The sequence below is a fragment of the Limosilactobacillus caccae genome (assembly GCF_900156885.1).
Classification (GTDB): Bacteria; Bacillota; Bacilli; order Lactobacillales; family Lactobacillaceae; genus Limosilactobacillus; species Limosilactobacillus caccae.
Map to the genome: position 1 here is coordinate 169,621 of NZ_FTOY01000009.1, position 23,637 is coordinate 193,257.

At 43.9% G+C, this 23,637-nt stretch carries 26 protein-coding genes and 1 tRNA gene; 22 read left to right on the plus strand and 5 right to left on the minus strand.

Annotated elements, in window-relative coordinates; genetic code table 11:
* Position 1: 1 nt before the first annotated feature.
* From CZ502_RS03075 to CZ502_RS03115, 9 genes are all read left to right on the plus strand, one after another.
* Positions 2–2,149, plus strand: a complete 2,148-nt coding sequence (locus tag CZ502_RS03075; RefSeq protein WP_234982442.1) for a DEAD/DEAH box helicase family protein — start codon at positions 2–4, stop codon at positions 2,147–2,149.
* 50 nt (positions 2,150–2,199) lie between these two features.
* Complete coding sequence (locus CZ502_RS03080; RefSeq protein ID WP_076459632.1) at positions 2,200–3,126, plus strand: peptidoglycan recognition protein family protein; 927 nt, start codon at positions 2,200–2,202, stop codon at positions 3,124–3,126.
* Positions 3,127–3,171: 45 nt separating this feature from the next.
* On the plus strand, positions 3,172–3,588 hold the full coding sequence (arsC, locus tag CZ502_RS03085; RefSeq protein WP_076459633.1) for an arsenate reductase (thioredoxin): 417 nt from the start codon (positions 3,172–3,174) through the stop codon (positions 3,586–3,588).
* The gene (locus tag CZ502_RS03090) at positions 3,588–3,896 is read left to right on the plus strand and encodes an MGMT family protein (RefSeq protein ID WP_076459634.1); all 309 of its coding nucleotides are present in this window, start codon (positions 3,588–3,590) and stop codon (positions 3,894–3,896) included. Before arsC ends, CZ502_RS03090 begins: the two co-directional genes overlap by 1 nt.
* Positions 3,897–3,929: 33 nt before the next feature.
* Positions 3,930–4,943, plus strand: coding sequence for a DUF3114 domain-containing protein (locus CZ502_RS03095; RefSeq protein WP_159434549.1), 1,014 nt, complete (start codon positions 3,930–3,932; stop codon positions 4,941–4,943).
* Positions 4,944–4,947: 4 nt separating this feature from the next.
* Positions 4,948–5,616 carry a type 1 glutamine amidotransferase gene (locus CZ502_RS03100; protein ID WP_076459635.1) on the plus strand — a complete coding sequence of 223 codons (669 nt, stop codon included), beginning with the start codon at positions 4,948–4,950 and terminating at the stop codon, positions 5,614–5,616.
* A gap of 80 nt (positions 5,617–5,696) precedes the next feature.
* Positions 5,697–7,223 (plus strand): glutamate--cysteine ligase, encoded by a 1,527-nt coding sequence (locus tag CZ502_RS03105; RefSeq protein WP_076459636.1) that lies wholly within the window; start codon positions 5,697–5,699, stop codon positions 7,221–7,223.
* A gap of 63 nt (positions 7,224–7,286) precedes the next feature.
* On the plus strand, positions 7,287–8,219 hold the full coding sequence (locus CZ502_RS03110; protein ID WP_076459637.1) for a lactate/malate family dehydrogenase: 933 nt from the start codon (positions 7,287–7,289) through the stop codon (positions 8,217–8,219).
* The gene (locus CZ502_RS03115) at positions 8,216–8,782 is read left to right on the plus strand and encodes an LOG family protein (protein WP_076459638.1); all 567 of its coding nucleotides are present in this window, start codon (positions 8,216–8,218) and stop codon (positions 8,780–8,782) included. The genes CZ502_RS03110 and CZ502_RS03115 overlap by 4 nt, the downstream gene beginning before the upstream one ends.
* Before the next feature lie 40 nt (positions 8,783–8,822).
* Here CZ502_RS03115 and CZ502_RS03120 read toward each other — a convergent pair whose 3' ends face one another.
* Positions 8,823–9,185 carry a DUF4828 domain-containing protein gene (locus CZ502_RS03120; protein ID WP_076459639.1) on the minus strand — a complete coding sequence of 121 codons (363 nt, stop codon included), beginning with the start codon at positions 9,183–9,185 and terminating at the stop codon, positions 8,823–8,825.
* Positions 9,186–9,346: 161 nt separating this feature from the next.
* Between CZ502_RS03120 and CZ502_RS03125 the strand changes: the two genes are divergently transcribed.
* From CZ502_RS03125 to wecB, 4 genes are all read left to right on the plus strand, one after another.
* The gene (locus CZ502_RS03125) at positions 9,347–10,366 is read left to right on the plus strand and encodes a Gfo/Idh/MocA family protein (protein WP_076459640.1); all 1,020 of its coding nucleotides are present in this window, start codon (positions 9,347–9,349) and stop codon (positions 10,364–10,366) included.
* A gap of 11 nt (positions 10,367–10,377) precedes the next feature.
* The gene (locus CZ502_RS03130) at positions 10,378–11,679 is read left to right on the plus strand and encodes a DEAD/DEAH box helicase (protein WP_076459641.1); all 1,302 of its coding nucleotides are present in this window, start codon (positions 10,378–10,380) and stop codon (positions 11,677–11,679) included.
* Between the two features lie 58 nt (positions 11,680–11,737).
* A tRNA-Arg gene (locus CZ502_RS03135) sits at positions 11,738–11,810 on the plus strand.
* An 83-nt stretch (positions 11,811–11,893) separates the two neighbouring features.
* Positions 11,894–13,021 carry a non-hydrolyzing UDP-N-acetylglucosamine 2-epimerase gene (gene wecB, locus CZ502_RS03140; protein WP_076459642.1) on the plus strand — a complete coding sequence of 376 codons (1,128 nt, stop codon included), beginning with the start codon at positions 11,894–11,896 and terminating at the stop codon, positions 13,019–13,021.
* A 40-nt stretch (positions 13,022–13,061) separates the two neighbouring features.
* Here wecB and CZ502_RS03145 read toward each other — a convergent pair whose 3' ends face one another.
* Together CZ502_RS03145 and CZ502_RS03150 are read right to left on the minus strand one after the other, a co-directional pair.
* Complete coding sequence (locus tag CZ502_RS03145; protein WP_076459643.1) at positions 13,062–13,499, minus strand: GtrA family protein; 438 nt, start codon at positions 13,497–13,499, stop codon at positions 13,062–13,064.
* 1 nt (position 13,500) lies between these two features.
* On the minus strand, positions 13,501–13,950 hold the full coding sequence (locus CZ502_RS03150; protein ID WP_076459644.1) for a flavodoxin: 450 nt from the start codon (positions 13,948–13,950) through the stop codon (positions 13,501–13,503).
* 115 nt (positions 13,951–14,065) lie between these two features.
* Here CZ502_RS03150 and map point away from each other — a divergent pair, with 115 nt between their 5' ends.
* The 3 genes from map to CZ502_RS03165 all read left to right on the plus strand — a co-directional run bounded on the left by map (position 14,066) and on the right by CZ502_RS03165 (position 17,894).
* On the plus strand, positions 14,066–14,920 hold the full coding sequence (gene map / locus CZ502_RS03155; RefSeq protein ID WP_076459645.1) for a type I methionyl aminopeptidase: 855 nt from the start codon (positions 14,066–14,068) through the stop codon (positions 14,918–14,920).
* A gap of 424 nt (positions 14,921–15,344) precedes the next feature.
* The gene (gene yjeM / locus CZ502_RS03160; protein ID WP_076459646.1) at positions 15,345–16,850 is read left to right on the plus strand and encodes a glutamate/gamma-aminobutyrate family transporter YjeM; all 1,506 of its coding nucleotides are present in this window, start codon (positions 15,345–15,347) and stop codon (positions 16,848–16,850) included.
* 150 nt (positions 16,851–17,000) lie between these two features.
* On the plus strand, positions 17,001–17,894 hold the full coding sequence (locus CZ502_RS03165; RefSeq protein ID WP_076459647.1) for a YihY/virulence factor BrkB family protein: 894 nt from the start codon (positions 17,001–17,003) through the stop codon (positions 17,892–17,894).
* A gap of 108 nt (positions 17,895–18,002) precedes the next feature.
* On the opposite strand, the gene CZ502_RS03170 is transcribed toward CZ502_RS03165, so the two are convergent.
* Positions 18,003–18,236: a DUF2922 domain-containing protein gene (locus CZ502_RS03170; protein ID WP_076459648.1), complete on the minus strand. Its 234-nt coding sequence runs from the start codon at positions 18,234–18,236 to the stop codon at positions 18,003–18,005.
* Between the two features lie 18 nt (positions 18,237–18,254).
* The gene (locus tag CZ502_RS03175) at positions 18,255–18,467 is read right to left on the minus strand and encodes a DUF1659 domain-containing protein (RefSeq protein ID WP_076459649.1); all 213 of its coding nucleotides are present in this window, start codon (positions 18,465–18,467) and stop codon (positions 18,255–18,257) included.
* Between the two features lie 101 nt (positions 18,468–18,568).
* On the opposite strand from CZ502_RS03175, the gene recX reads away from it, so the two are divergent.
* The 6 genes from recX to CZ502_RS03205 all read left to right on the plus strand — a co-directional run bounded on the left by recX (position 18,569) and on the right by CZ502_RS03205 (position 23,627).
* The gene (recX, locus tag CZ502_RS03180; protein WP_076459650.1) at positions 18,569–19,363 is read left to right on the plus strand and encodes a recombination regulator RecX; all 795 of its coding nucleotides are present in this window, start codon (positions 18,569–18,571) and stop codon (positions 19,361–19,363) included.
* Positions 19,364–19,435: 72 nt separating this feature from the next.
* Positions 19,436–20,203: a DUF4422 domain-containing protein gene (locus CZ502_RS03185; RefSeq protein ID WP_076459651.1), complete on the plus strand. Its 768-nt coding sequence runs from the start codon at positions 19,436–19,438 to the stop codon at positions 20,201–20,203.
* 18 nt (positions 20,204–20,221) lie between these two features.
* A complete protein-coding gene (locus tag CZ502_RS03190; protein WP_076459652.1) occupies positions 20,222–21,151 on the plus strand; it encodes a glycosyltransferase family 2 protein in 930 nt (309 codons plus the stop codon).
* An 11-nt stretch (positions 21,152–21,162) separates the two neighbouring features.
* Positions 21,163–21,810: a sugar transferase gene (locus CZ502_RS03195; protein ID WP_076459653.1), complete on the plus strand. Its 648-nt coding sequence runs from the start codon at positions 21,163–21,165 to the stop codon at positions 21,808–21,810.
* A 19-nt stretch (positions 21,811–21,829) separates the two neighbouring features.
* Positions 21,830–23,035: a hypothetical protein gene (locus CZ502_RS03200; RefSeq protein WP_076459654.1), complete on the plus strand. Its 1,206-nt coding sequence runs from the start codon at positions 21,830–21,832 to the stop codon at positions 23,033–23,035.
* The gene (locus CZ502_RS03205; protein WP_076459655.1) at positions 23,007–23,627 is read left to right on the plus strand and encodes a Wzz/FepE/Etk N-terminal domain-containing protein; all 621 of its coding nucleotides are present in this window, start codon (positions 23,007–23,009) and stop codon (positions 23,625–23,627) included. Before CZ502_RS03200 ends, CZ502_RS03205 begins: the two co-directional genes overlap by 29 nt.
* Positions 23,628–23,637 lie beyond the last annotated feature (10 nt).

The window sequence follows — 23,637 nt, forward strand, 5'->3', positions numbered from 1 at the left end:
GTTGATTCTCCTTGAAGCAATGATTAGCAGTGATGAAATTGATTTATCGTGTTTTGATCGAATGATCCCTAACCAGGACTCGCTACCTAAGAAAGGCTTTGGCAACCTCATTGCTTTACCGCTAAAGTGGAGTGATGTTAAGGAACAAAAGTCTATATTTACGGATGATAATTTGCAACCTTTGCCTTCAGAAAAGCTATTTAATTGTTTAGCGAATACAAAGAGATATGCCGAAAGTGAAGTAAACAAGTTTATAGATATTATCAGTAACGATATGAAGCTAATAAACGGTAAGAATAACGTTTTATCTTTACATGATTTTAAGGCTTTTCCACGGAAAATTTATGGTTTCATTACCGGTGAAATATTTATCGAGCGGCAAAACTTAACGCGCAAAGAACAGCTTTCATTATTGGGCCTGGCTACTTTTAGTAATCCTGAATTTATTAAAAAGCAACGAATGAGAATGCCAGTTTGGGACACTCCATCGGTTTTAACGGCTGCTAGAATTGAAGGAAGCTATATTTGCTTGCCGCGCGGTGTTCTTCCAATGCTAAAGGAAAATTGCAATTGCCAATTAATTGAAAAATTTACGTCACCTTTACCGCTAACCGTTAGCTTTAAAGGGAGCTTACATTCTGAGCAAAAAACTGCGATTGCCCGAATGAAGGAACACCAATTAGGAATGGTCTGTGCACACACCGGCTTTGGTAAGACTGTTGTTGGTTGCGCATTAATCGCAGAACGTGAGGCGAAGACTTTAGTTATTGTTCCAACGACCAATATTGCTCAGCAGTGGCAACAGGCAGGACTTAGCTTTTTAGATATTCAAGATAAGCCATACACTGAAATGACTAAAAAGGGGCGAAAAGTTCGAAAAAAGAAAGTTGAGATAATTTCAGGATCACGAAACCATCCTTCCAGGCTTGTTGATATAATTAATATCCGTAAACTTATTCAGATGTCAGCAAAAGAACGTTGGACATTATACCAAGATTATGAGCAGATCATTGTTGATGAATGCCATCATATATCTGCAACAACCTTTGAAAAAGTACTTGTTGAAGCAAATGTAAGTTATATCGTCGGATTGACAGCAACTCCAGAGCGTAAAGATGGTTTAGAAAAATTTATGTATTATCGTTGTGGAAACATTTATTACCAAGGGGAGGAAAATGAAGCAGACTATTTAATTCCACGATATATTTATCCTCGGTATAATGGAGCATTAGAGATTCAAAATGATTTGGAGAATAATAGCTACACGAAAAAGATTAAAAAATTGGTAGAAAGTAATGATAGGAATAAACAGATAGTTTCGGATGTAAAGCAAGCATTAAAAGAAGAAAGACATATATTATTACTAAGCGAACGAATTGAACATTTGAAAATTTTAAAAAAGCAATTGGATGGATTGAGTGCGCCGGTGTATTTTATTACGGGACAAAGCAAAACGAAGCTTAGTATAAAAGATGAAAGTAAAGCGTATGTAATTCTTTCAACTAGTAAGTATGTAGGAGAAGGATTTGACCTTGCAAGCTTAGATACGTTATTTTTAGTTCTCCCATTTTCGTGGCGTGGAAATACCAAGCAATACCTGGGAAGGTTAGAAAGAAACCTTGCTAATAAAGATGAATTGCGGGTATATGACTATGTTGATATTTCTGATGATGTATTTGCAAAGATGTATCAAAAAAGAATGAAAGTTTATGTTCAGCAAGGATATCAGTTTGTTCGTTCAGCAAAGTGGAATACATACTCTTCAGCTTACTATACTGATAAAAATTATTTGTTAGTTTGGGAGCATGATTTAGCAAAGGCAGCGACAATCTACCTTTGTCTTAGACACTTGACGTTGCGCCAAGTAAAGAAGATGAATGAACTAGCTAACCTAGGGAAGCAAATCCACTTAATAATTAATGCTGATAAGAGAAATAAGGAATATAGTAATTTACTGAATTCAAAGATTAAATTACAAATAAATAAGGAGAAAATAGGAAATAATATTTCGGTATTTGATGATCAAATTATATGGTATGGAGATATTAATTTTGGCAGTAAAGTGTATCAGGGTATGTCAGCTATTCGATTAGTAAATCAAGCACTCGTTAAGGCAACAAAAGAAAAGTACTCCCCCAACACCCCCTAATCGTACCCTAACTTCCATCATTTTTCACAATTATTTACTACAATGGAAGTATGCGAAAAAATAAGAACCAACCAAATAAACTAATTATCTTAATCATTCTCTTACTTCTAATCATTGCGGGGCTCTTTTACCTGATGCACCGTTCTGCCCGCCAGGTGAACCAGTCTTATCCGGTAAACGAAACGGCAACAATTGCCCCCGCAACAAAACTGTATAAGTCGCTATCATCATTAGGGGGAACAAAGGTTGATGCTAATTCGGTGGTGAAAGTCGATCGGTATTACCTGGTTAAAGCTAATAAGCAACAGCAAACCTTTGCCCGGGTACAGGTCAATGGAAAAACTTACTATGTGCTCGCAAAGGATCTACAGATTTCACTAGACAATGATGTCAATAAATATGTTGCGCAACTTGGCTATCCCCATGTGAAGATCAGCCAGCAAATTAATGATAAATTTATCAAGCGGGGATACGCTAGCTCGACAGGAATGCCGCAGGGCGTGGTTATCCATGACACGGGGACTGAATATTCTACCCTTAGTGGCGAAGCGCGTTACATGGCCCAAAACTACAAGACTGACCAGGTCTTCGTCCACACTTTTATCGATGCCCAGGAGATCCGTAACATTGCGGACACTAAGTACATGGCAGACGGTGCCGGCCCAAAAGCGAACCCCTATTATGTTCAGTTTGAGATGCCACACGAGTATTCTGCGGGCGCTTTTGCCAAGCAGGTCGCTAATGCTGCCTACTATACCGCTTATATTTTGAAAAAGAATAACTTGCCAGTGATCAAGGGGGCCAAGGATGGCACTGGAACGGTCTGGACACATGACATGGTTACCCGTTACCTGGGTGGGACCGACCACCAGGACCCGACAGCTTATTGGAACAAGACAGCCAACAAGTATTTTGGCACAACTTACGATGTAAATGACTTTATCCAACTGGTGCAGGTCTATTATAATCATATGTAATAGTCATCGTGCTTAGGATTAGCAAACAGCAAAGGAGCATATGCAATGAAAAGAGTCTACTTCCTCTGTACCGGTAATTCATGCCGTAGTCAGATGGCGGAAGGGTATGCAAAGAAATTTTTTCATGATAAAGCTGAGATTCAGAGTGCAGGGGTTGAGCAGCATGGACTGAACCCCCGCGCGGTCAAGGTGATGGCTGAAGACGGCGTTGACATTAGCCACCAGCAGTCAAAACTAATCGATCCTGATTACTTTGCGACGGCCGACTTGATCGTGACCTTATGTGGGGATGCCCGTGACCGCTGTCCCGCTATTCCATCACAGGCAAAGGCAATCCACTGGCCGCTAGTTGATCCGGCCAAGGCGACGGGAACGGACGAAGAACAGTTAGCAGTCTTTCGTCAGGTTCGGGATGAAATAAAGCGGCGGGTTCAAAATTTGCGGCAGGAAGTTATCGGATAATGACAAAGATCGACGAAAATTTCATGCAAGATGTCCTTAACATTGTCGATATAATTCCGCTTGGCCGGGTAGCAAGCTATGGTCAAATTGCCCGCTTGATCGGTCGGCCGCGAAATGCCCGCTTAGTTGGTAAGGCACTGGGGAAAGCGGGAAATTATGGAAAACACCCCTGTCACCGGGTGGTAACAGCGACGGGGCGGCTTGTTCCTGGCTGGTTTGATCAACGGCCAATGCTATTAGCGGAAGGGGTCCCCTTCAAGGATGAGACCCATGTTGATATCAAGAAGTGCCAGTGGTGGGGAATCTGACTATGATATTTCCTGGGAAATAGGGGTGGTTACTTGCGAGAACTAAACCAAGTCGGTTCACCGGCATACCTAACGATGCTGCGCCACAGTGGCTTAACCGCAGCGGCACAGCTAGACCTCATTATCAACCACCACCTCCACGCGTTTATCGACCATGATCATTTCTTGCAACTACCACCGGGCGATTACATCCTCGCACCAACGTTGACGCCGCTAAGTAGTTTTTACCCGTATTTCCGGGACTTAGTAGTTGCGGCTTATCATACGCCAGCTGGTTTGAAAGCCGATGAGCTGGGGCAAAAAATCCACCTTTTCAGAAGCTACCTTGACCGGCAAAACATTAACTTTATTCGTCACTACCGGACAGAAACGATATCAGCAAACGCAACCGACCTTCACCGCTTATGCCAGTATGCAATTGACCATCACTTACGACTAGATTTAAAAACCGCAGCGGGTTTTCATAACCGCTACCACGACCAGTTCACTTATCCACGGAATATGAAGGTGCAACTAACCCGTAATTCATACCGCCTGCGTAGGAATCCGGCTAGGATGATTGAGTTCATTATCGACATTGATACTGGTAATTTTGTTAGCCAGTGGAACGTCTACCATCATCGTAGCAATGGCTTAATTGACGGTAGCCCAGCTCATTATTCTATCCACCAGCTTTACCAAGTCGCGAATACTGAGTCCTTCAACTATGGCATCCCGGCTGGTGGGCACCTGGTGCTTAGTAAATACCGGCATACCCACCAGTGGTTAGATATTAGCCAGCCGCCAAACAGCAAAATTCGGCGGGCAGCAAAAAAATATTGGCATTATCCCCACGATCTTCACGCCGGTGGCGAATACGCTGACCTGGTGAAAAGCTTTGCTGATGTTTTGGCTTGGCGGCGCGTGCCTTGCGACTGGCGGCAACCCGTCTATAGCGCTTACCAGCAGTATTTGACTGATAAATGGCACAGAAATAGGGGGATCAATAAGTATTTAAAGCGCTCTCCCTACCGACAATTTGCTATAATAACAGATAAAAAAAGGTGATCTTATGCGAATTAATATTTTACAACACAGCCCAAACGAAGGGCCTGGTTTTATCATGGACTGGGCGTACAACCATGACCACAATGTTTACACTTACCATCCAAGCTTACTTGAAAAGCTGCCGTCAGCTGAAGAGACGGACATGCTTGTTATCCTCGGTGGCTCAATGAGTCCCAACGATGACGAGCCATGGATCAAAGAAGAACGGGAGTTGATTAAGCAGCTCCTCGATGCCCACCGGCCAATCTTTGGGGCTTGCTTTGGTGCTCAGCAAATTGCGAAGACCCTCGGCTACAAAGTTGGCAAGGCACCACATAAGGAAGTTGGTTGGGCACCAGTCTACCGCCAAAATGACATTATTCCGGGTGTTCCAGAGAAGCTAGTGGCCCTGCACTGGCACGAAGAAATGTTTGAGGTTCCAGCAGAGGCACAATTACTGTTTTCAAGTGACCTGCTTAAAAATCAGGGTTTCATTCTTAATGACAATGTTGTTGGTTTACAATTCCACTTTGAGCCCGCAGAAGACGACCTGCAAAAGATGGTTGTAAACGATGGGCAGTATGCGTTAGATGGTAATGATCTTAACCAGCGGCCGGGAGATATCCTAAAGCATGGAGTTCCCCAGGAAAACCAACAGATTATGTTTAAGATTCTCGACTTCATCACCAAATAAATTTACAATTGAGGATTGTCCATTATCTTAAAAAAGTGGTATTGTTGATTGTGAATTAAATTGATTGGGGGGATCTCAGGATGGATGAACACTATGAACAAATCAAGGCGGCATTGAAAGAGCCGGCCCTTAATGCAAAGCTATTCTCATCACTATTCGGTCTTGAAGCGAAGAAGCACCGGATTTTGACCAATGGGCGCTCAAGCCGCTATCCATACCCTGAAAATCTGCGCTCACGCCAGCATAACCTATACCTAAATTCAGGTTTTACGGATGACATGATGGACTTTCAGACAACACCTGTTGTGGGGAGCAAAAATGCTGTCCGGCGGCTGAAAATGCTGGAGCAGATTGTGATCTCACAGTTACACGATGATGAACGCTTATGGCCACTAAGTATGGCTCCGGGGCCGACTTACCAGCAAGACCTTGATTTTTTGGCGGACTTTTCGACCAAGACTTGGGACCAAGAGACCCACGACTATCTTGGTAAAAAGTACGGGATTGTTCAAGAGATTCTGGGGGATGTCCACGTCAATTTCGGCTTAAACGGTGATTTGATTGATGAGCTCTATCGTCGCTTTTATACGGAACGGTATAAGAGCAAGGTCGATTTTCAAAACCACCTTTACTTCAAGCTGGTCCAAACTTTTTGCCTATACCAGTGGTTGTTTACCTACCTATTCGGGGCAAGCCCGGTATCCCAAGATATGCCGCACAGTACCCCGGATGACTTAGAGTTGCCAGTGCGGAGCTTGCGCTGCAGTGATTACGGTGATGACAACATGCCTGGAGAGCGGGTCGGTTATGACTCCCTAGAGCAGCACTTTGCAAAGTTGCAGAAATTGATGGATAACGGGACCTACTACAGTCTCAAAGAGTTCTTTGGTCCTGTCCGCCTACGTCATCATAATCAAGATCCCCATGATATTCAGGGAATCCTGGAGAAGGGGATCGATTACCTGGAGTTCCGTAACTTCGACCTTGATCCGTTATCGCGGACGGGGATTAGTGATGATACAATCAACTTCCTTGAGTTGTTGTTGCTATACAGTATCATTACCCCGTTGCCGGATAACTTATCCGCCCGGCTGGTCGAAGCAGAAAAGCGCAATGATCAGGTTGCCCTGCAAAAACCAAAAGAGCAGTTACCGTGGATGCGTGATGAGGCGCTAGCCTTGATTGCTGACTTGCAAAACTTCGTGACGGAGTTCAACGCGCCGCGGGAGTACCAGTTAGCGTTGAAGTTTGCTCAGCGGCGGATTGATGACCCAGCGTTAACCATCAGCGGGCAGCTGGCTGACCAGTTAGATAACGGTGATTTGCTCTCGTTTGGCTTAAAGATTGCAAACGACCGTTATACGAAGAACATCAACTTCCAGCACCCGCTGCAAGCAATCAGTGACAAGTATTCAGATGATATCCAGCTGCTGATAAAGGCCGCCATTGAGCTAGGACTACAAGTTGACCTTGGTGAGACGACCGTTAGCTTACAGGCGGGTGATCATGAAGAAAGTTATCCTGCTAATGCCAGCTTTGACTTTTCAAAGGGCGCTCGTGATGTGGTTCTTGAAACGTTCCCTGAAGCAGTAAATTATCAGGAATAAGACGACAAGCTGGGGAATGCCCCGGCTTTTTTATTTCCCGGGAAATAGGAGGAAAGATCTAAAATGCGAAAAATTGGAATTATTGGCCTGGGCCATGTCGGGAGGATGCTTGCTAACCAGCTTGTGGTGAATGGTAAAACTGATGTATTAGTACTGATTGACAAAGATGACCAGCTAGCAGTGGGGGTGCAAGCAGACCTAAACGATGCCCAATCTGCCTTGGCGACTCATACCCAGATTATCGTGCAAGACTATGCTGCCCTTGCCGATGCGGACATTGTTGTTACTGCTTTCGGGAAGAGTGAGTTATTAAAACAACAACCGATGGCCGAGTTAGAAACGAGTTATCACGAAGCTCAAGTGGTTGGCAAGCAACTTAACGAAAGTGGCTTCGCGGGAATCATAATTAACCTAACCAACCCGAACGAAGCAATCACAGCAGTCCTTCAGCAGGCGGTTTGCCTTCCGCCAAAGCAGGTGATTGGTCTCGGCACCGTAATTGAAACTGCTCGTTTACATCGGGCAATCGCAGAGGCAGCAAAGGTTGCCACTGCTAACGTTAGTGGCTTTGTCTATGGTCAGCACGATGGTCACCAAGTATTTGCGTGGTCAACAGTTCATGTTAACGGCCAGCCCTTGACGGCCGCAATAAATGGTCACCACCTTGACCAGAGCCAGTTGAAAATCAAGGCTAACCTTAGTAACTGGTATACCCTAAGTGGGATTGGCTATAACGTTAGTGCGGCTACAGCATGGACATTGCGGATCATGACGGCAATCTTTGCTGATGAGCAACTTGCCTTGCCAGTAGCAATTTATCAGCCGCAATATTCAACTTATGTCAGTTTTCCTGCCTTGATTGGTCGGCAGGGGGTTGGTAACCTATTATTATTGAACTTGTATCCCTTGGAGCAAGAAGAAATAAAAAGCGCTGCTGAAACAATTAAACAGCAGCTAGCATCATTAAATAATATTGAAGGGAGTAGCGATAAATGATTAAACGAATCGCCGTCTACTGTGGCGCCCGTGACGGGAACGACCCGGTATACGATATGGAGGCTGAACGCTTTGCAAAGTGGTTGGTCGCCAACAATATTGAACTGGTTTATGGTGGTGGTGCCTTTGGCTTGATGGGGAAGATTGCCCGGACAGTCCTGGAAAATGGTGGCGTGGTCCACGGGGTGATTACGGAAGAATTAGCTGACCGTGGCGCAATTTTTCGTGAGCTGCCAGACATACAGATTGTTCCGAACATGGATGTCCGCAAGCAAACGATGATGCGCCTGGCAGACGGGATGCTGGCTTTCCCTGGTGGCCTTGGTACCTTAGAAGAAATCAGCCAGGCAGCCTCATGGACAACGGTTGGCGATAATGAGAAGCCGGTTGCGTTCTACAACTTTCGTGGCTTTTATGATTCATTAGAACAGCTCTTTCACCAGATGAACCGGGCGGGCTTTCTTGAAGATCCGTACTTAAATAGTCTGTGTTTTAGTGGTAGTTTTGATGAGATCTTGCAGTTTATGACGGATTACCAGGCGCCAGCACACCGTAGCTACTAAATGATTTAAAAATAAAAAACGCTGCTTAACAGCGCCAACATTATTTTAATGGTTGAATGGTGTAGATCTGGTCATCGGCTTCGTCGGCCAACGATACTGGTCGTTGTTCATTTGCCCGGATTGTAATATGGTAACCAAACTTATCGAGAAAGACCAGCTTTGTTGGCTGGATTTGTTGAACAGTTGCCGGGATAACTTGATTGTCAATATGAAGCCTTAATTCAGGAGAAATTGTTATTTTATGGGAGCGATCGCGTTCCTTATCGTAATATTGCCATGTGCCTGCATAAAAAATTGGTAGTGCGACCGTGTTGTTACTCTTCTTTGCGCGACTGAACCCTAAGGTACTGGTGAGTCCAGCCATAAGTCCCGCGCCAAAAAGTAACATTCCCTTTTTTCTCATATTTCATCAATCTCCTCAATTAAGTGATAAGTAATTAACATAACATTGTTAATTATACACACATTTATATTATCGGAAGATTTCATTTCTGTTAAAAACGCGCAATAATTGTTAAAATTAAGTGTAACAAACAATAGGTTTAGTAAGGAGAGTTGATTATAATGCTTAAACTTGGAATTATCGGTACACACATTATTACTGATCAAATGTTAGATGCGGCGAAGACGACGGGAAAGTACCAGCTGACGACGGTCTATTCGCGGACGATTGACCGGGCGAAGGAATTTGGTGAACCATACGGTGCCACTGAATTTTATGATGATATTGACCGCTTCTTTGAAGATGGGGACTTTGATGTTGTCTACGTTGCTTCACCAAACAGCTTGCACTACCAGCAAGTTCGGAAGGCAATTGAAAACGACAAGTTCATCATCGTTGAAAAGCCTGCCTTTGTGAACCCGCGTGAATACAGTGCGATTGAATCGCTACTTGCTGCACACCCAAAGGCCCGGTTAGTAGAAGCCGCCCGGCATATCCACACTAAGATTTACAACGAAGCCTTGAAGAAGATTCACGAAATGAAGGCTGACCATGTTCAAGGTGCCACGATCAATGTAATGAAGTACTCATCCCGGTACGACAAGGTTTTGGATGGTGCTGAACCATATCCAAACATCTTTACCTTGAAGTTTGCTGGTGGTGCATTGATGGACCTTGGGGTGTACGCCGTTTACGGGGCAATCACGATTTTTGGTGAACCAGATTCAGTAGTATACTTCCCAACCCTTGCAAAGACCGGTGTTGATGCTAAGGGGGTTGCCATCTTAAACTACGATCAGTTTACCGTTACGCTAAACTTCGGGAAGACCGCTAATTCTTACCTGGACTCAGAAATCTATGGCTTGAAAGACACCTTAGTATTCGACAGTATTTTTGACACTACCAAGGTTACTTACTACGACGCTGATAAGCAAGCACACCCAATCGAGGCACCGGTTGAAGAGAATTCAATGACTGATGAGATGAATGACTTTGCAGACCTCTTCAATAACCCTGATGATGAGGAGCAAGTTAAGAAGTATAAGCACTGGTTGGCACTCTCCAAGACAGTAAACTCGGTAATGTACTCACTACGGCAATCTGCGCAACTCACTTTCCCAGCAGATAACGATCAAGAATAGGATGATTTAAGTTGATCGAACAATTTCAAGCACACTTTGATGAAAAATTTGCAGAGCAAACAGCGATCCAACAAGCAGTTGCCCCAGCGCTGCAAAAAGACCAGTCGATTTTAGGAATCGCCCCGACTGGGTCTGGAAAGACATTGGCGTTCACGCTGCCGCTGTTGCCTAAGATCATGCCAGGGGATGGGACCCAACTACTTGTCCTTTCCCCATCGCAAGAGCTTGCTATTCAGACGACAAGGGTAATGCGGGAATGGGCCGCCCTGATCGGTGTCAGTGTCCAGTCACTGACGGGGGGCGCAAACCTGCGGCGGCAAGTTGCTAGGCTTCACGAACACCCAGACGTCGTTGTTGGGACGCCTGGTCGGGTATTACACATGCTTGATAACCGGCATTTAAAACTCGGCCACTTGCAGACGATGGTGGTCGATGAAGCGGATGACATGCTCCAAGATGACACTTTAGCAGTCGTTGAAGACATCGAGCGGGCAACCCCGCTGTCAGCACAACTGGCGTTCTTTTCCGCAACTAAGTCTCCCGTCCTCGACCAGCTAAGCGTGATGTTTGGCCGTGATATTGCGGTAATTGATGTTCGTGACCAAGACCATTCACGGGGACCGGTTAAGCATGGTTACCTCAGCGCGCGGACAAACGCGCAAAAGACTGCTACCTTGCGGCGGTTAACGAGTATGAAAGACTTCCGGGCGCTGGTATTCTTCAATAGTACGCGGACATTAAACTACGCGGCTAGTCGGCTCCGGCATGAACACGTGGCAGTGGCGACTCTTGGTGGCCGGCAAAAGCAGACCCAGCGGGAAAAAGCAATGCGGATGTTTAGAAAACGCCAGCTCAAACTATTGCTGACTACCGACTTGGCGGCCCGTGGAATTGACATTCCGAAACTGCCAGCGGTGATCAACTTTGACCTCCCGACAGCGGTTAACACCTATATCCACCGGGTAGGGCGGACTGGCCGCCAGGGAGAACCGGGTCTTGCACTTAACTTTGGGGATGACCACGATATTCGCGACTTAAAGAAGTTGCTCAAGGATACGGATTACCAGCTAGTCCAGCTATATGTCGGTGAAAATCAGTTGACGGAAGAAAAGCCAGCCAAGGGCCAGCAAGTTGTCTCAATCAACCGGCAGGCCAGCCAGCACCTTCAAAAAGAACAGTTGAATGGTAAGCCGCGCACTAAAATTGACAAGACCTTTAACGGCTTTTCAACACCGAAGAAGCGACGGCGGAAGAAAAATCGTAAAAATAAGGGGATTCGCCTGAAACACCGTCGCCAAAATGGTGATAACTAAAAAAAGAGTATTATCGCCTTTACCTTTTTCCGTGTAAATGCGATAATATTCTTTGTTTGGTCCTATAGTATAATTGGATAGTACATCCGCCTCCTAAGCGGCCGATTCCGGTTCAAATCCGGATGGGACCATTATCCTTGAAAAGCGACGTGCTTGCTATTGGCCAGATAGTACCGTCGCTTTTTATTAATTCCTAAGAAAGGGGGAGTGGGAAATGCAAGCACCGTATAAGATAATGCTTCTGTTTGGGACTCGTGCAGAAGTTTTGAAATTGGCACCAATCATTAAGCAGATGCGGCAAGCACCAGCAAAGTGGCAACCAGTGATGGTGGCGACGGCCGTTGAAAACCACGAATTGCTTCAGCAGACCCTCGACTCCCTCAATTTTCATGCTGATTTTGATATTGATACGACTGCTACCGCACGGGCCAATGATGTGGAGCAGCTTAGTCAGATCCTGCATAATTTAAACAACGTGATCAATGCAGGGCAGCCCGATATGATTTTGGTTGCGGGGGATGCGACTACGAGTCTTGCGGCCAGCCTAATTAGTTTTTATCACCGCGTTCCCCTTGGGCATGTGGAGGCCGGCTTGCGGACGTATGACCGTTACTCACCGTTTCCGGATGAGATGCACCGGCGGTTGACCGATGACTTGGCAAACCTATATTTTGCGCCAACGACAAGTGCCCGTGATAACTTATTGCAGGAACACCATCCGGCTGCCCAGATCTACGTAACTGGGAATACCGCAATTGATGCCGTTCAAAACAACCTCAAAGAAGACTTTACCCACCCGTTCTTTGAAACGATCCCGGCCGACCACCGGATCCTCTTGATGACGATGCGGCGCAAGGACAGTGTTGGAACACCGATGAAGCAAGTCTTTCATACGGTCCGTGACATTGTGGAGACGAATCCAGATGTCGAATTGGTTTTTCCCGTCTACCCGCTAGCAGAAGAAGTGGCACTTGCCAATGAGCTATTAAAGGGCCATGACCGGATCCACCTGGTGAAGCCGTTAAGCCACCATGACTTTCTTAACATTGCCGCGCGCAGCACCTTAATCTTAACCGATTCGGGCGGAATCCAAGAAGAGGCCCCGGCGTTGCACAAACCGGTCTTACTCTTACGTGATAAGACAGAGCGGCAAGAGGCGGTTGACGTTGGGAGTGTCAAGATTGTGGGGACGGACCCGACGACAATTCAGCAGACGGTATTTGAACTGCTGAATGATGAGAAGGCCTACCGGCAGATGGAAGAGGCTGAAAACCCATTTGGTGATGGTCACGCGAGCGAAAAAATCCTGACAATCATTGAAAAATATTTAAAACAAAAATAGCAAGGAGCTGGAAAAGCGATTCCGGTCTCCTTGCTATTTTCTATTTATTTGCGATATCTTGATTGTCCTTAAAAATCAACCACTTTGAGAAAATGTAGTTGGCGATTACCACGATAACATTATCGACAAACTTGACGATAAACTGTTGCAGTGGGGTATCGAACTTGAGGACATTGATCCCGATGTAGGTGATGATTAAGTCAATCACAAGGGTCAAGCCACGGTAAAAGAAGAACCGCAGTAATTCAATGATAAAGTCGTGAACGGTCGTGTAGTGGGAACCAAAAACCCACACTTTATTGGTGAAGTACGCTACGAGAACCGAGGCAAACCAGGCGATGACAGTTGCAAGTGACACGTTCCAGTGAAGAACCGGACTTAGCAGCTGGAAGACCCCCAGGTTAACGACGGTCGTGACGACTCCCCAGAAGAGGTAGGCGATGATTGACTTGTACTTGTTCCACAGGTCCTTAATCATCCTAGTTGCCTGCCTTCTCTACTAGCTCTTTTGCAAATTGGTCGAGCTTTTCTACGTCTTCTTCATCAGGCGCCAGGTTGACGCGGACGTTTTCGGAACCCTTTGTCGCCCCAGTCTTGGCTAATGCTTCGCCAAACTTATCAACGGCAACACAGAAATCATCGCCGTAGAAGGTGTCACCAGAACCAGCGACGCCAAATACCTTGCCGGTCAAGTCCTCTTCTTGTAAGTCTTCATAAAAGTCCAAGCCTTCTTCGGGAAGGGCTCCTTCGTCGTAGGTGTATGGGCAGATGACGCAGATATCGACATCATTGAAATCTGCGGGATCAGCCATTGTCATTTCTGTTTCTTCAACTTCCACGCCTAAATCTTCAAGGGCGTCTGTGATGATATCGGCAACGTCTTCATTATTTCCAGTGATTGTTGCGTATACCACAAGTGCTTTTGCCATCTTGATAACCTCCATAATGTTAATAACATTCATATAGTATAGCATGGTTTACGAAAAGACGAGTGACAAGTGGTATACTATGTAATGTTAGAGATTTATGAAGGAGATATATTGCATGATTAGTTTAAAATCACCACGAGAAATCGTTGCAATGGAAAAAGCAGGTGCGGCCTTAGCGGGAATGCACCTTGGAATGCGGCGGATTATCAAGCCTGGCATTTCTAGTTGGAAGCTGGAAGAATTTGCCCGCAAGTACTTTAAGGCTGCCGGGGCCAAGGCAGAACAAATTGGCTTTGAAGGTTACGAATACGCAACCTGTGTCAGTGTCAATGACGAGATTTGTCATGGCTTCCCCCGGAAAAAGTTAATCTTAAAGAAGGGTGACCTGGTCAAGGTCGATACAGTAATTAGTGTTGACGGGGCTTTCAGTGACTCTTGCTGGAGCTACGCGGTTGGCGAGGTTAAGTCGGAAATTCAAAAGCTAATGGACGTTACCAAGAAGGCAATGTTCATGGGGATTGACCAGTGTGTTCCGGGTAACCGGATTGGTGATATTGGTGCGGTTATTCAACACTACACTGAAGATGAAAATGGCTACGGGGATGTCCGGGAATTCGTCGGTCACGGAATCCAGCCAACGATGCACGAAGATCCAATGGTTCCCCACTACGGTGAACATGGTCAAGGAACCCGGCTGCGCAAGGGAATGACGATCACGGTAGAACCAATGATCAATACCGGTACCTGGGAAGCAGATACTAGCGACCCAAGTGGCTGGCTTGCCAAGACGGCCGATGGTGGTTGGAGTTGCCAATACGAACACACCCTGGTAATCACTGATGATGGACCGAAGATTTTGACTTCTCAGGATCCAGAGGCGGATGCAAAGTACATCTACGACGATAACTACGCTAAGTTCCTGAAGCACTATGGTGAGATTGCCGAAAAGGTTGCAAAGCCGTTTGAATAATTGAATTAAAACTACTAAAAGCCTGGCGGAAGACGTTTCGCCAGGCTTTTAGTAGTTTTAGGGCAGTTAATTTTTTTAATATGATTGCGACAGGTACTCATTAAGAATGATAAGAATTATTTTGCCAATCCTTATTATTCTTAAGTGAAGCGACGGCAATTCTCATTAAGGACTAGCTGCTTATGTCGTGGAAGATGCGTTTCCCGCAATTGCCACTGATGCATGTTTATTCTTTCAATTTTAATTTTATGCAGAAATAGCAAGCATAAAAGCGCTAAATCGTAATAATATGCAAAATTCAATTAAAAAATAATGATAATTTACGGTAAAGACTTTCATTTATTTAAAAGACGACTATACTTAAATTATTAAATGAGTTCTTATTTTTATTTAAGAATATTAATTAAATTTTGGAGGCATTATTTTGGACGAACAAAGTGGTAATAAAAAAATGATTACTACCTTTGGTCTAGTGACGATGATCATTACCGCCATTTTCGGTTTTGGTAATGTTTCAAACGCCTACTTACAGATGGGCTATGGTAGTATCATTTGGTACGCATTGGCGGGGATTTGTTTCTTCTTCCCATGTGGATTGATGATGGCTGAATATGGTTCAACCTTTAAGGACGCTAAGGGGGGGATTTACTCCTGGCTTGCTGGTTCTGTCGGTGAGCGAATCGCCTTTGTTGGGACCTTCGTATGGCTTGCATCATGGATTGTGTGGATGGTTTCCACTGCTTCGCGGGTATGGATTACCTTCTCAGCATTAATCTTTGGTAAGGATACTACCCAGCAGTGGCAAGCATTTGGCCTCTCATCGACCCAGGTAATTGGGATTCTTGGGATTTTACTTATTTTGGGTGCTACCTGGTGTAGTTCCCGGGGAATGACTGCGATCGCGAAGGTTGGTTCCCTTGGGGGGATTTTTACCATTATCGTTAACGTGATCTTCCTGGTTGTCAGTGTGATTGTTTTAATTGCTGATAAGGGAGTATTGAAGCAACCAATTCACGGTGCGTCAACCTTTATTACCTCACCAAATCCCCAATTCCAGACACCAATTGCGATTATCTCATTCGTTGTTTACGCAATCTTTGCGTATGGTGGGATGGAGTCGTTGGGTTCCGTTACTGATAGTATGAAAAACCCTGAACGGACCTTCCCCCGGGGCTTAATCATCGCAAGCATCTTTACCATTGGTGCTTACGTTTTGATGATCTTCATGCTTGGTTGGTCGGTCAACTACCAACACGACTTGACGAAGAGTTCTGTTAACCTAGGAAACGTTACCTATGTTGTCTTTAACCAATTAGGGGTTACGATGGGTGATGCCCTCGGCTGGTCACATGCAGCAGCATTGACCTTTGGGGTAATTATGACCCGGATCGTTGCCTTTGCTCAGACCTTAGGGTTCTTGGGAGCATTGTTCATCTTACTCTACTCACCAATCAAGGCCTTTATCCTTGGGTCCAACCCGGACTTATGGCCAAAGAAGCTTACCAAGTTGAACAAGGCAGGGATGCCAGCGAATGCAATGTGGCTACAGGCAACCATTGTTTGCGTGATTGTTTTCCTCGTTGCCTTTGGTGGTAACGCCGCGCAAAAGTTCTACTTGATCTTGACTGATATGGCAAACGTATCAACTTGTTTCCCATACATCTTCTTGATTGGGGCCTTCCCATTCTTTAAGGCCAAGAAGGGGCTTAACCGGCCATTTGTTGTCTTTAAGAATCGTTTCTGGACCAATGTATTGGTTTGCTTCGTGGAATTGATCTTAATTGTGGGGATTCTCTTTACCTTTATCCAACCATTGATGGATAAGGATTACCAGACTGCTTTCTGGACACTAGCCGGACCAGTCTTCTTCGCCGTAGTGGCGCTAGTCTTTTACCAGATCGCTTCCAAGAAGAACAAGGTAAATAATTAATAACAAAGCAAAAGCGGCTGCTTTATTAAGCACTAGCTTTGGATACAAAAGATTCCGCGGTAGTTCATGCTGCGGAATCTTTTGCTTTTGTAATGTGTTCGTCATTTTCAGTTTGCTATAATGTCCATATACAATTTTTTGGAGGATATTATGAACAAGGAACCTGGGAAAGGAAAAGTATTTATCTCATTGCTAATCAGGCATATTAACATGGCCCAGATTTCAAACTCAGCTGCCGTTTTAGCATACTATACCTTACTGTCCGTCTTTCCCGCCGTTATGGTGGTGGGGAACCTGTTACCGATGATTGGGATCGACGCCCGGACAGTTCTTGCCTACCTGCAGACGGCCATCCCTGCGTCGGTATATGATTTCATCCGCCCGTTAATTTATGACTTCTTGCAACGGGGAAGTGGGGGTGTCCTAACGACCGGGGCATTGATTGCTCTGTGGTCGACGAGCCAGGGGATTGCTGCTTTTCAGCGCAGTGTCAACCATGCATATGGGATTGCGGAAAACCAAAACCCGGTGATCAACCGGGTGGTTTCATTTATCTGGATGATTGTGGTTCTAGTAATCATCTTTGTCTTCATCATTTTGTACGGCTTTGGTGAACAAGTTTTGCAGAGTATTCAGCCAATTTTTAATTTTCGCAAGGACTACATTTCCTTATTCAGTTCATTACGGTGGCCGGTAACATTTGCGGTCCTGTTTATCGCGCTAACCTTGCTGTACTACTTTGTCCCGAATGCAAAGGTGCGGCTACGCTATGCACTGATTGGTTCTTTTTTTGCGGCTATTTTATGGATGTGGCTTTCGCGGCTATTTTCCTTTTACACGCTCTTGTTTAGCCACGGGGTTATCTCGTATAAGACGATTGGGGCCTTCGTGGCAATGATGGTCTGGCTGGACTTTTCCGGTTACATCATCATGCTAGGCGCAGCGTTAAACGCAGCATTGCAGGAGTCGCGTGAGGGCGAGTTGCACGCCAAGAAGCACTTTTGGTTGTTACCAGAACTAGAAAAGAAGAAGCGGGTAAAATAAACGGCCGTGCCTTGCGCGGATTAGCGCGGGAGAATTTATAGCTTTAAAACAGTAAAGAGGCTGGAGTTAATCTCCAGCCTCTCGTTAAAATCTTTAGAACATATTTAATTATGCTGTTTTCTTCTCGTCATTGAAGAGAATAGTTGAGACAGTGTCGATGTACTTCGCAGCTAGTGGTTGTTGGTAAAGTTCCTCGTTATCCTTGACAAATAAGTGTGACTCGGCAATCTTTTCCATTGCTTGGCGAACGGTTTGTTCATCTAGCCGTTCACTAGCGTAGTTGAGCTTCAATGAGTGCTTCTTACCGAGACTACCCTTAAAAGTTAAGCTTAAAGTTTTCATTAATGAGTCCTCCTCTGATTATTCCATTGTTAATTCATCGGTAGTGATAACCGCAGCGTTAGTACACTTTTCGGTTGTTAACATTTCGATGGCGGTACTGAGACTAGCAACTTGGTGATCATCAGCCTTGTCAATGACATTGTTGAAAAGGTGCTTGATGCCCTTTGGGTGAGCGTCACTGACAAGAGTGAGTTGAACCTTCGCTGACTTAAACTTACGAACCATTTGCATGATAAAAACTTCCTTTAGTATTTAATTTGTTAAGCGGTGGCCACTGCTTACACCTTTATAAACGGTTGACGGAGAGAAATGTAAAGGAGAATTTTAAAAAGATGGCAAAGATTACGAAAATTGCGGCCCAAAAGCAGCAGGGGCGCTATAATGTATACCTTGATGGTAAATATGCCTTTCCGGTAGCGGAGAGTGTCTTGATCCAGTTCCGCTTGATGAAGGGGATGGAGATTGATAAGGAACAGGCAGCCGCCATTACAGCTGCTGACCAACGGGCGAAGGCTTATTCCCGGATGCTCGACTACCTGTCGCACCAGCTGCGGACAGAGAGTGACATTATCAAAAAGCTCCGTGAGATTGAGACCCCGGAGGAATTCATCGCGCCGGTATTAAAAAAGCTGCGGGAGCAAAAATTGGTAGACGACCACGAGTACGCTGCCGCCTATGTGCGGACGGAAATGACTACCGGGCTCAAGGGCCCCGGCGTTATTCGCCAACACCTTCGGCAGAAAAAAGTGGGGGAAAATGATATTGATGATGCTCTTGCCCAGTTCACCCCAGAATTGCAGGCAGAAAACGCTAGCAAACTGGCGACCAAGTTATTTCGCCGGTACCGTTCGCAGCCGCTGAAAAGGCGGGAGCAGAAGGTTCGGCAGGGGTTAATGACAAAGGGATACTCCGCTGGTATCTATGACCGCATTAAAGAGGACGTAATGCCAGCAGAAGACACCGCCCTAGAAGAGGACTTATTAGCCAAAGAGGCGTCAAAAATGTGGCGCCGCTACCGTCGCTACCAGGGCTTTGAACGCGAGCAGCACTTTAAGCAGGGGATGTTTCGCAAGGGCTTTGACCTTGACGATGTCCAACGGTGGCTGGATGCGCAGGAATTGCAATAAAATCTTTCCATGCAGGGTAATAACTGGTATTATTTTAGTGATATTGTTTAAAAGCAAATTAGGAGAACGACATTGAATATTAAAATCTTAGTGGCTGTCCATAAAAATTACCGGATGCCAGATGATCCCATGTACCTGCCTGTCTTTGTGGGCAAGGAAGTACACCCGACAGTTAATCAAACTTTCCAAGGTGACAACACGGGGGATAATATTTCAGCGAAAAATCCGCACTACAATGAGTTAACAGCATTGTACTGGGGATGGAAGAACCTTGATGTTGACGCTTTGGGCTTGGTTCATTACCGTCGTTATCTGACAATGGGGCACAGCAAAGAATTATCGACCATTTTAAATAAGCAACAGGTCGAGGAGCTATTTGAAAATGCTGATGTAATTTTGCCAAAGAAGCGGCATTATTACATTGAAACGAATGAGTCACACTATTTCCACGTTCATGAACATGAACCGTTAGAGGTGACCCGGCAAGTACTAAAAGAAAAGTATCCGGAATACTTACCAGCATTTGAACAGGTAATGAAGCAGACATCTGCCCACTACTTCAATATGATGGTGATGAAAAAACAACCATTAGGTGAGTACTGCACCTGGCTTTTTGACGTCCTAGCTGAAGTTGAGAAGCAGATTGACTATTCCGACTACACGGCATATGAGCAACGTGTCTTTGGCTTTCTCAGTGAATTATTGTTAGATACCTGGTTAGGTACGCATCCAGAATACAAGACCGTTGAAGTAAACCGGGTCTTCTTAGAAAAACAGAACTGGCCGCTAAAGATTGCCAAGTTCTTAAAACGAAAGATCACCGGTCATGGTGAACACTAAAAAGATTGGAGAATAACGATGGCAAAATTATCGATCGTTGTTCCTTGCTATAATGAGCAAGAGGCAATTCCGCTTTTCTATCCAGCAGTAGAAAAGGTTGTTACAGCGATGCCAATTGATGTTGAATATTGGTTCGTTAATGATGGTTCCAGTGATGGGACGTTAGCTGAATTGCGGAAACTTCACGAACAGGACCCCGCACGAGTTCATTATGTTTCTTTTTCCCGCAACTTTGGGAAGGAGGCTGGTCTATATGCCGGCCTACAAGCAGCAACTGGTGATTACGTCGTTGTAATGGATGTTGACTTGCAAGATCCGCCAGAATACTTGCCGGAAATGTATAGTAACATTACTTCTGGGGAGTATGACTGTGTGGGGATGCGGCGGACTGACCGGAAAGGCGAAGCAAAGTTTAAGTCTTTCCTCAGTGACCAGTTTTATAACGTCATCAATAAGATTTCAGATACCAAGATTGTTTCTGGAGCGCGGGATTACCGAATGATGACTCGACAAATGGTCGATGCCGTTTTATCATTAACTGAATATAATCGGTTCTCCAAGGGAATCTTTAACTGGGTTGGCTTTAAGACCAAGTACTTACCGTACAAGAACGTAGAACGGGTAGCAGGGACGACTGATTGGTCGACTTGGAAGCTATTTAAGTACGCTGTTGACGGAATTACGGACTTTTCCGAAGCCCCATTGGCCCTTGCTACCTGGATGGGTGGTTTAACGGCCGTTGTATCCATTATTGGCCTTATCTTTGTCTTAGTTCGGAAGTTAGTTATCCCCGCAAGTAGTGCCTTTGGCTGGGCTTCGATGGTTTGCATCATTCTTTTCCTTGGCGGTATTCAGTTACTATGCTTAGGGATTGTTGGCCGTTATATCGGGAAGATTTATATGCAGACTAAGAAGCGACCGATTTATATAATCAAAGAGAAAAAGTAGGAATGAGAATCATGAATGAGAAAGGGACAATTAAACAACAATCAATGATGTACCTTTTCTGGAAAAGGTTCTTTGATATCTTGTTATCGGTAATTGCACTGATTTGTTTCAGTCCGGTTTTCCTTATTATCTTTGTTATGAATCGTTTCGGCGATAATAAGGGACCACTATTTTACAAGCAAGAGCGGATTGGCTGGCATGGTAAGCCGTTTAAGATTTATAAGTTCCGCTCAATGATTGTTAATGCGGACACAATCTTGGAAAATGATCCAGAGATGTATGCAAAGTACGTTGCCAATAATTATAAGCTGGAACCGGAAGAGGATCCGCGGATTACCCATTTAGGTCGGTGGCTGCGAAAGTCATCAGTTGATGAGATTCCCCAATTCATTAACATCTTAGCGGGGGACATGAGTATTATTGGACCGCGGCCAATTGTCAAAGCAGAATTAGCGGAATACGGGAACCGGGTTGATAAGTTCCTATCAGTTAAACCAGGCGCGATGGGCCTGTGGCAATCTAGTGGCCGGAGTAATATTCCATACCCTGAGCGGTGTGATGTTGAGCTTGAGTATGTTGATAAGGCTTCGTTTACTTTTGATGCTGCAATAATGTTTAAGAATATTATTAGTATTTTCAAGAGCGAAGGTGCTTACTAGGAAGTGTGGTAAATAAATTTTGAAAAAAGTAAAAGAGGTGCTAAATGCACCAGTTACAGGGCAACAGCTTTATCTAGGAGTATTGGTTTTTTACCTTTTTTTCTCTTTTTTAAGAAATACAACTTTTGATCCTTACTTGGGGAGTAGACCCTTTAATTTAGCGTCTTATGCATGTAGTGCTCTACTTATCTTAAAAATTTATTTATTTGATAGATACAACTTAAAGGATAAATTAATAATTACTTTTTTCATGTTGATTGCTATTTGCTCGTGGCGTCTATCAACATCTAATCTAATTCTCGTTATGGCAGCGTTTATATTAGCAGCTAAAGATGTTTCATTTACTAATATTATTAAGTGTTATTTTTATACAACATTGATTTTATTATTAAGTGTAATGTTATTTTCTGTGGTTGGAATAATTAAAGACTTAGTGTTTGTTGTACATGGTCGTGCAACTCGATATGCTTTAGGAATAGTATATCCAACAGATTTGGCTTCTCATGTTTTATACTTAATATTGGCTAATGTTTATCTTAAATATCAAAAGCTAAACTGGCATTATTACCTTAGTTATTTAGTAATAGCATTTTTATTAAAATTAATAACTGATGCTCGCTTAAGTATTATTTGTATAATACTAATAATTCCAACTGTTTTAATGGCAAAAGCAGCAGAAAAATCACAGTGTAAAATTGTGCGGCTTATTCCATCACTTTATTGGGCATTTATTCCTTTCTTGGCTTTTACCAGTTTTGCGGGAACATACTTTTTTGATAACACAAATCATATTTATTATAAAATTGATCATGCACTCTCTGGAAGACTGTCTTATGGCCTTATGTCAATGTATAGATATCGATTTACTTGGCTAGGTCAAAAGGTTGAGGAAACTGGACTAGGCGGTAATAAAGGACTATCTGTCTTCCATCATGGAAATATAGGATATTTTTACATTGACTCTTCTTATTTACGATTAATTATGATATATGGGATTATTGTTACTTTAATTATTGTTGGAGTTATGATAGCTCTTTCAATAAGAGGAGTTATGAGAAGAGATTACGCTCTTACTGCTGTCCTATTTATTGTTACTATTAGTTGTTTTGTGGAGCAGCATTTACTTGAGTTGTCTTACAATCCGTTTTTATTAGCTTTATTAGCAAATCCCAAAACTATTTCGGAGGTATATATAGTTGGAAAACAAAAAGTACAGTCTAAATGATTTGATAAGAATTATTTGGAAGAATATTATTGTGATTATCATCTTTGCCGTAGTGGGTGGAGGATGTTTTTATATGTTAGCAAGGCATAAACAAACTATCACCTATACTGCAGAACGTAGTATTATGATTAGTCATAACTTAAATGCCAAAAGAGCACGCTCCCAAGTTAGTGCTGATTTAGCAATGATTCCAACCTATGAGGACATGATAAAGGGACGCCAAGTTACGGAAAGTACATGGAAATCTTTGCCAAAAAACATTAGAAAAAATACTTCAATCAAATTATTATCTGATAGTATCGATACTAATAATCGACCTGATTCCTTGATTATAACTATTAAAGCAACTACTAAAGATGCAAAACAGTCAGTTGCTTTTGTAAATAATACGGCAATGGCAGCAAAAAAAGAACTTCCTAAAATGCAACAAGGTATAGGCGAGGTTCATGTTTATCCTAAGGCTACCCTTAAGAATACTAGTTCAGAAAAACATAGTTCTATTAAAAAATGGACTCTCGTTGGAACTGCTTTAGGAATAGTTGCGGGGATGTTAATTTCTTTTGTTATTACTACCTGGAAACACATTGCCTAGTTTTAAGGAG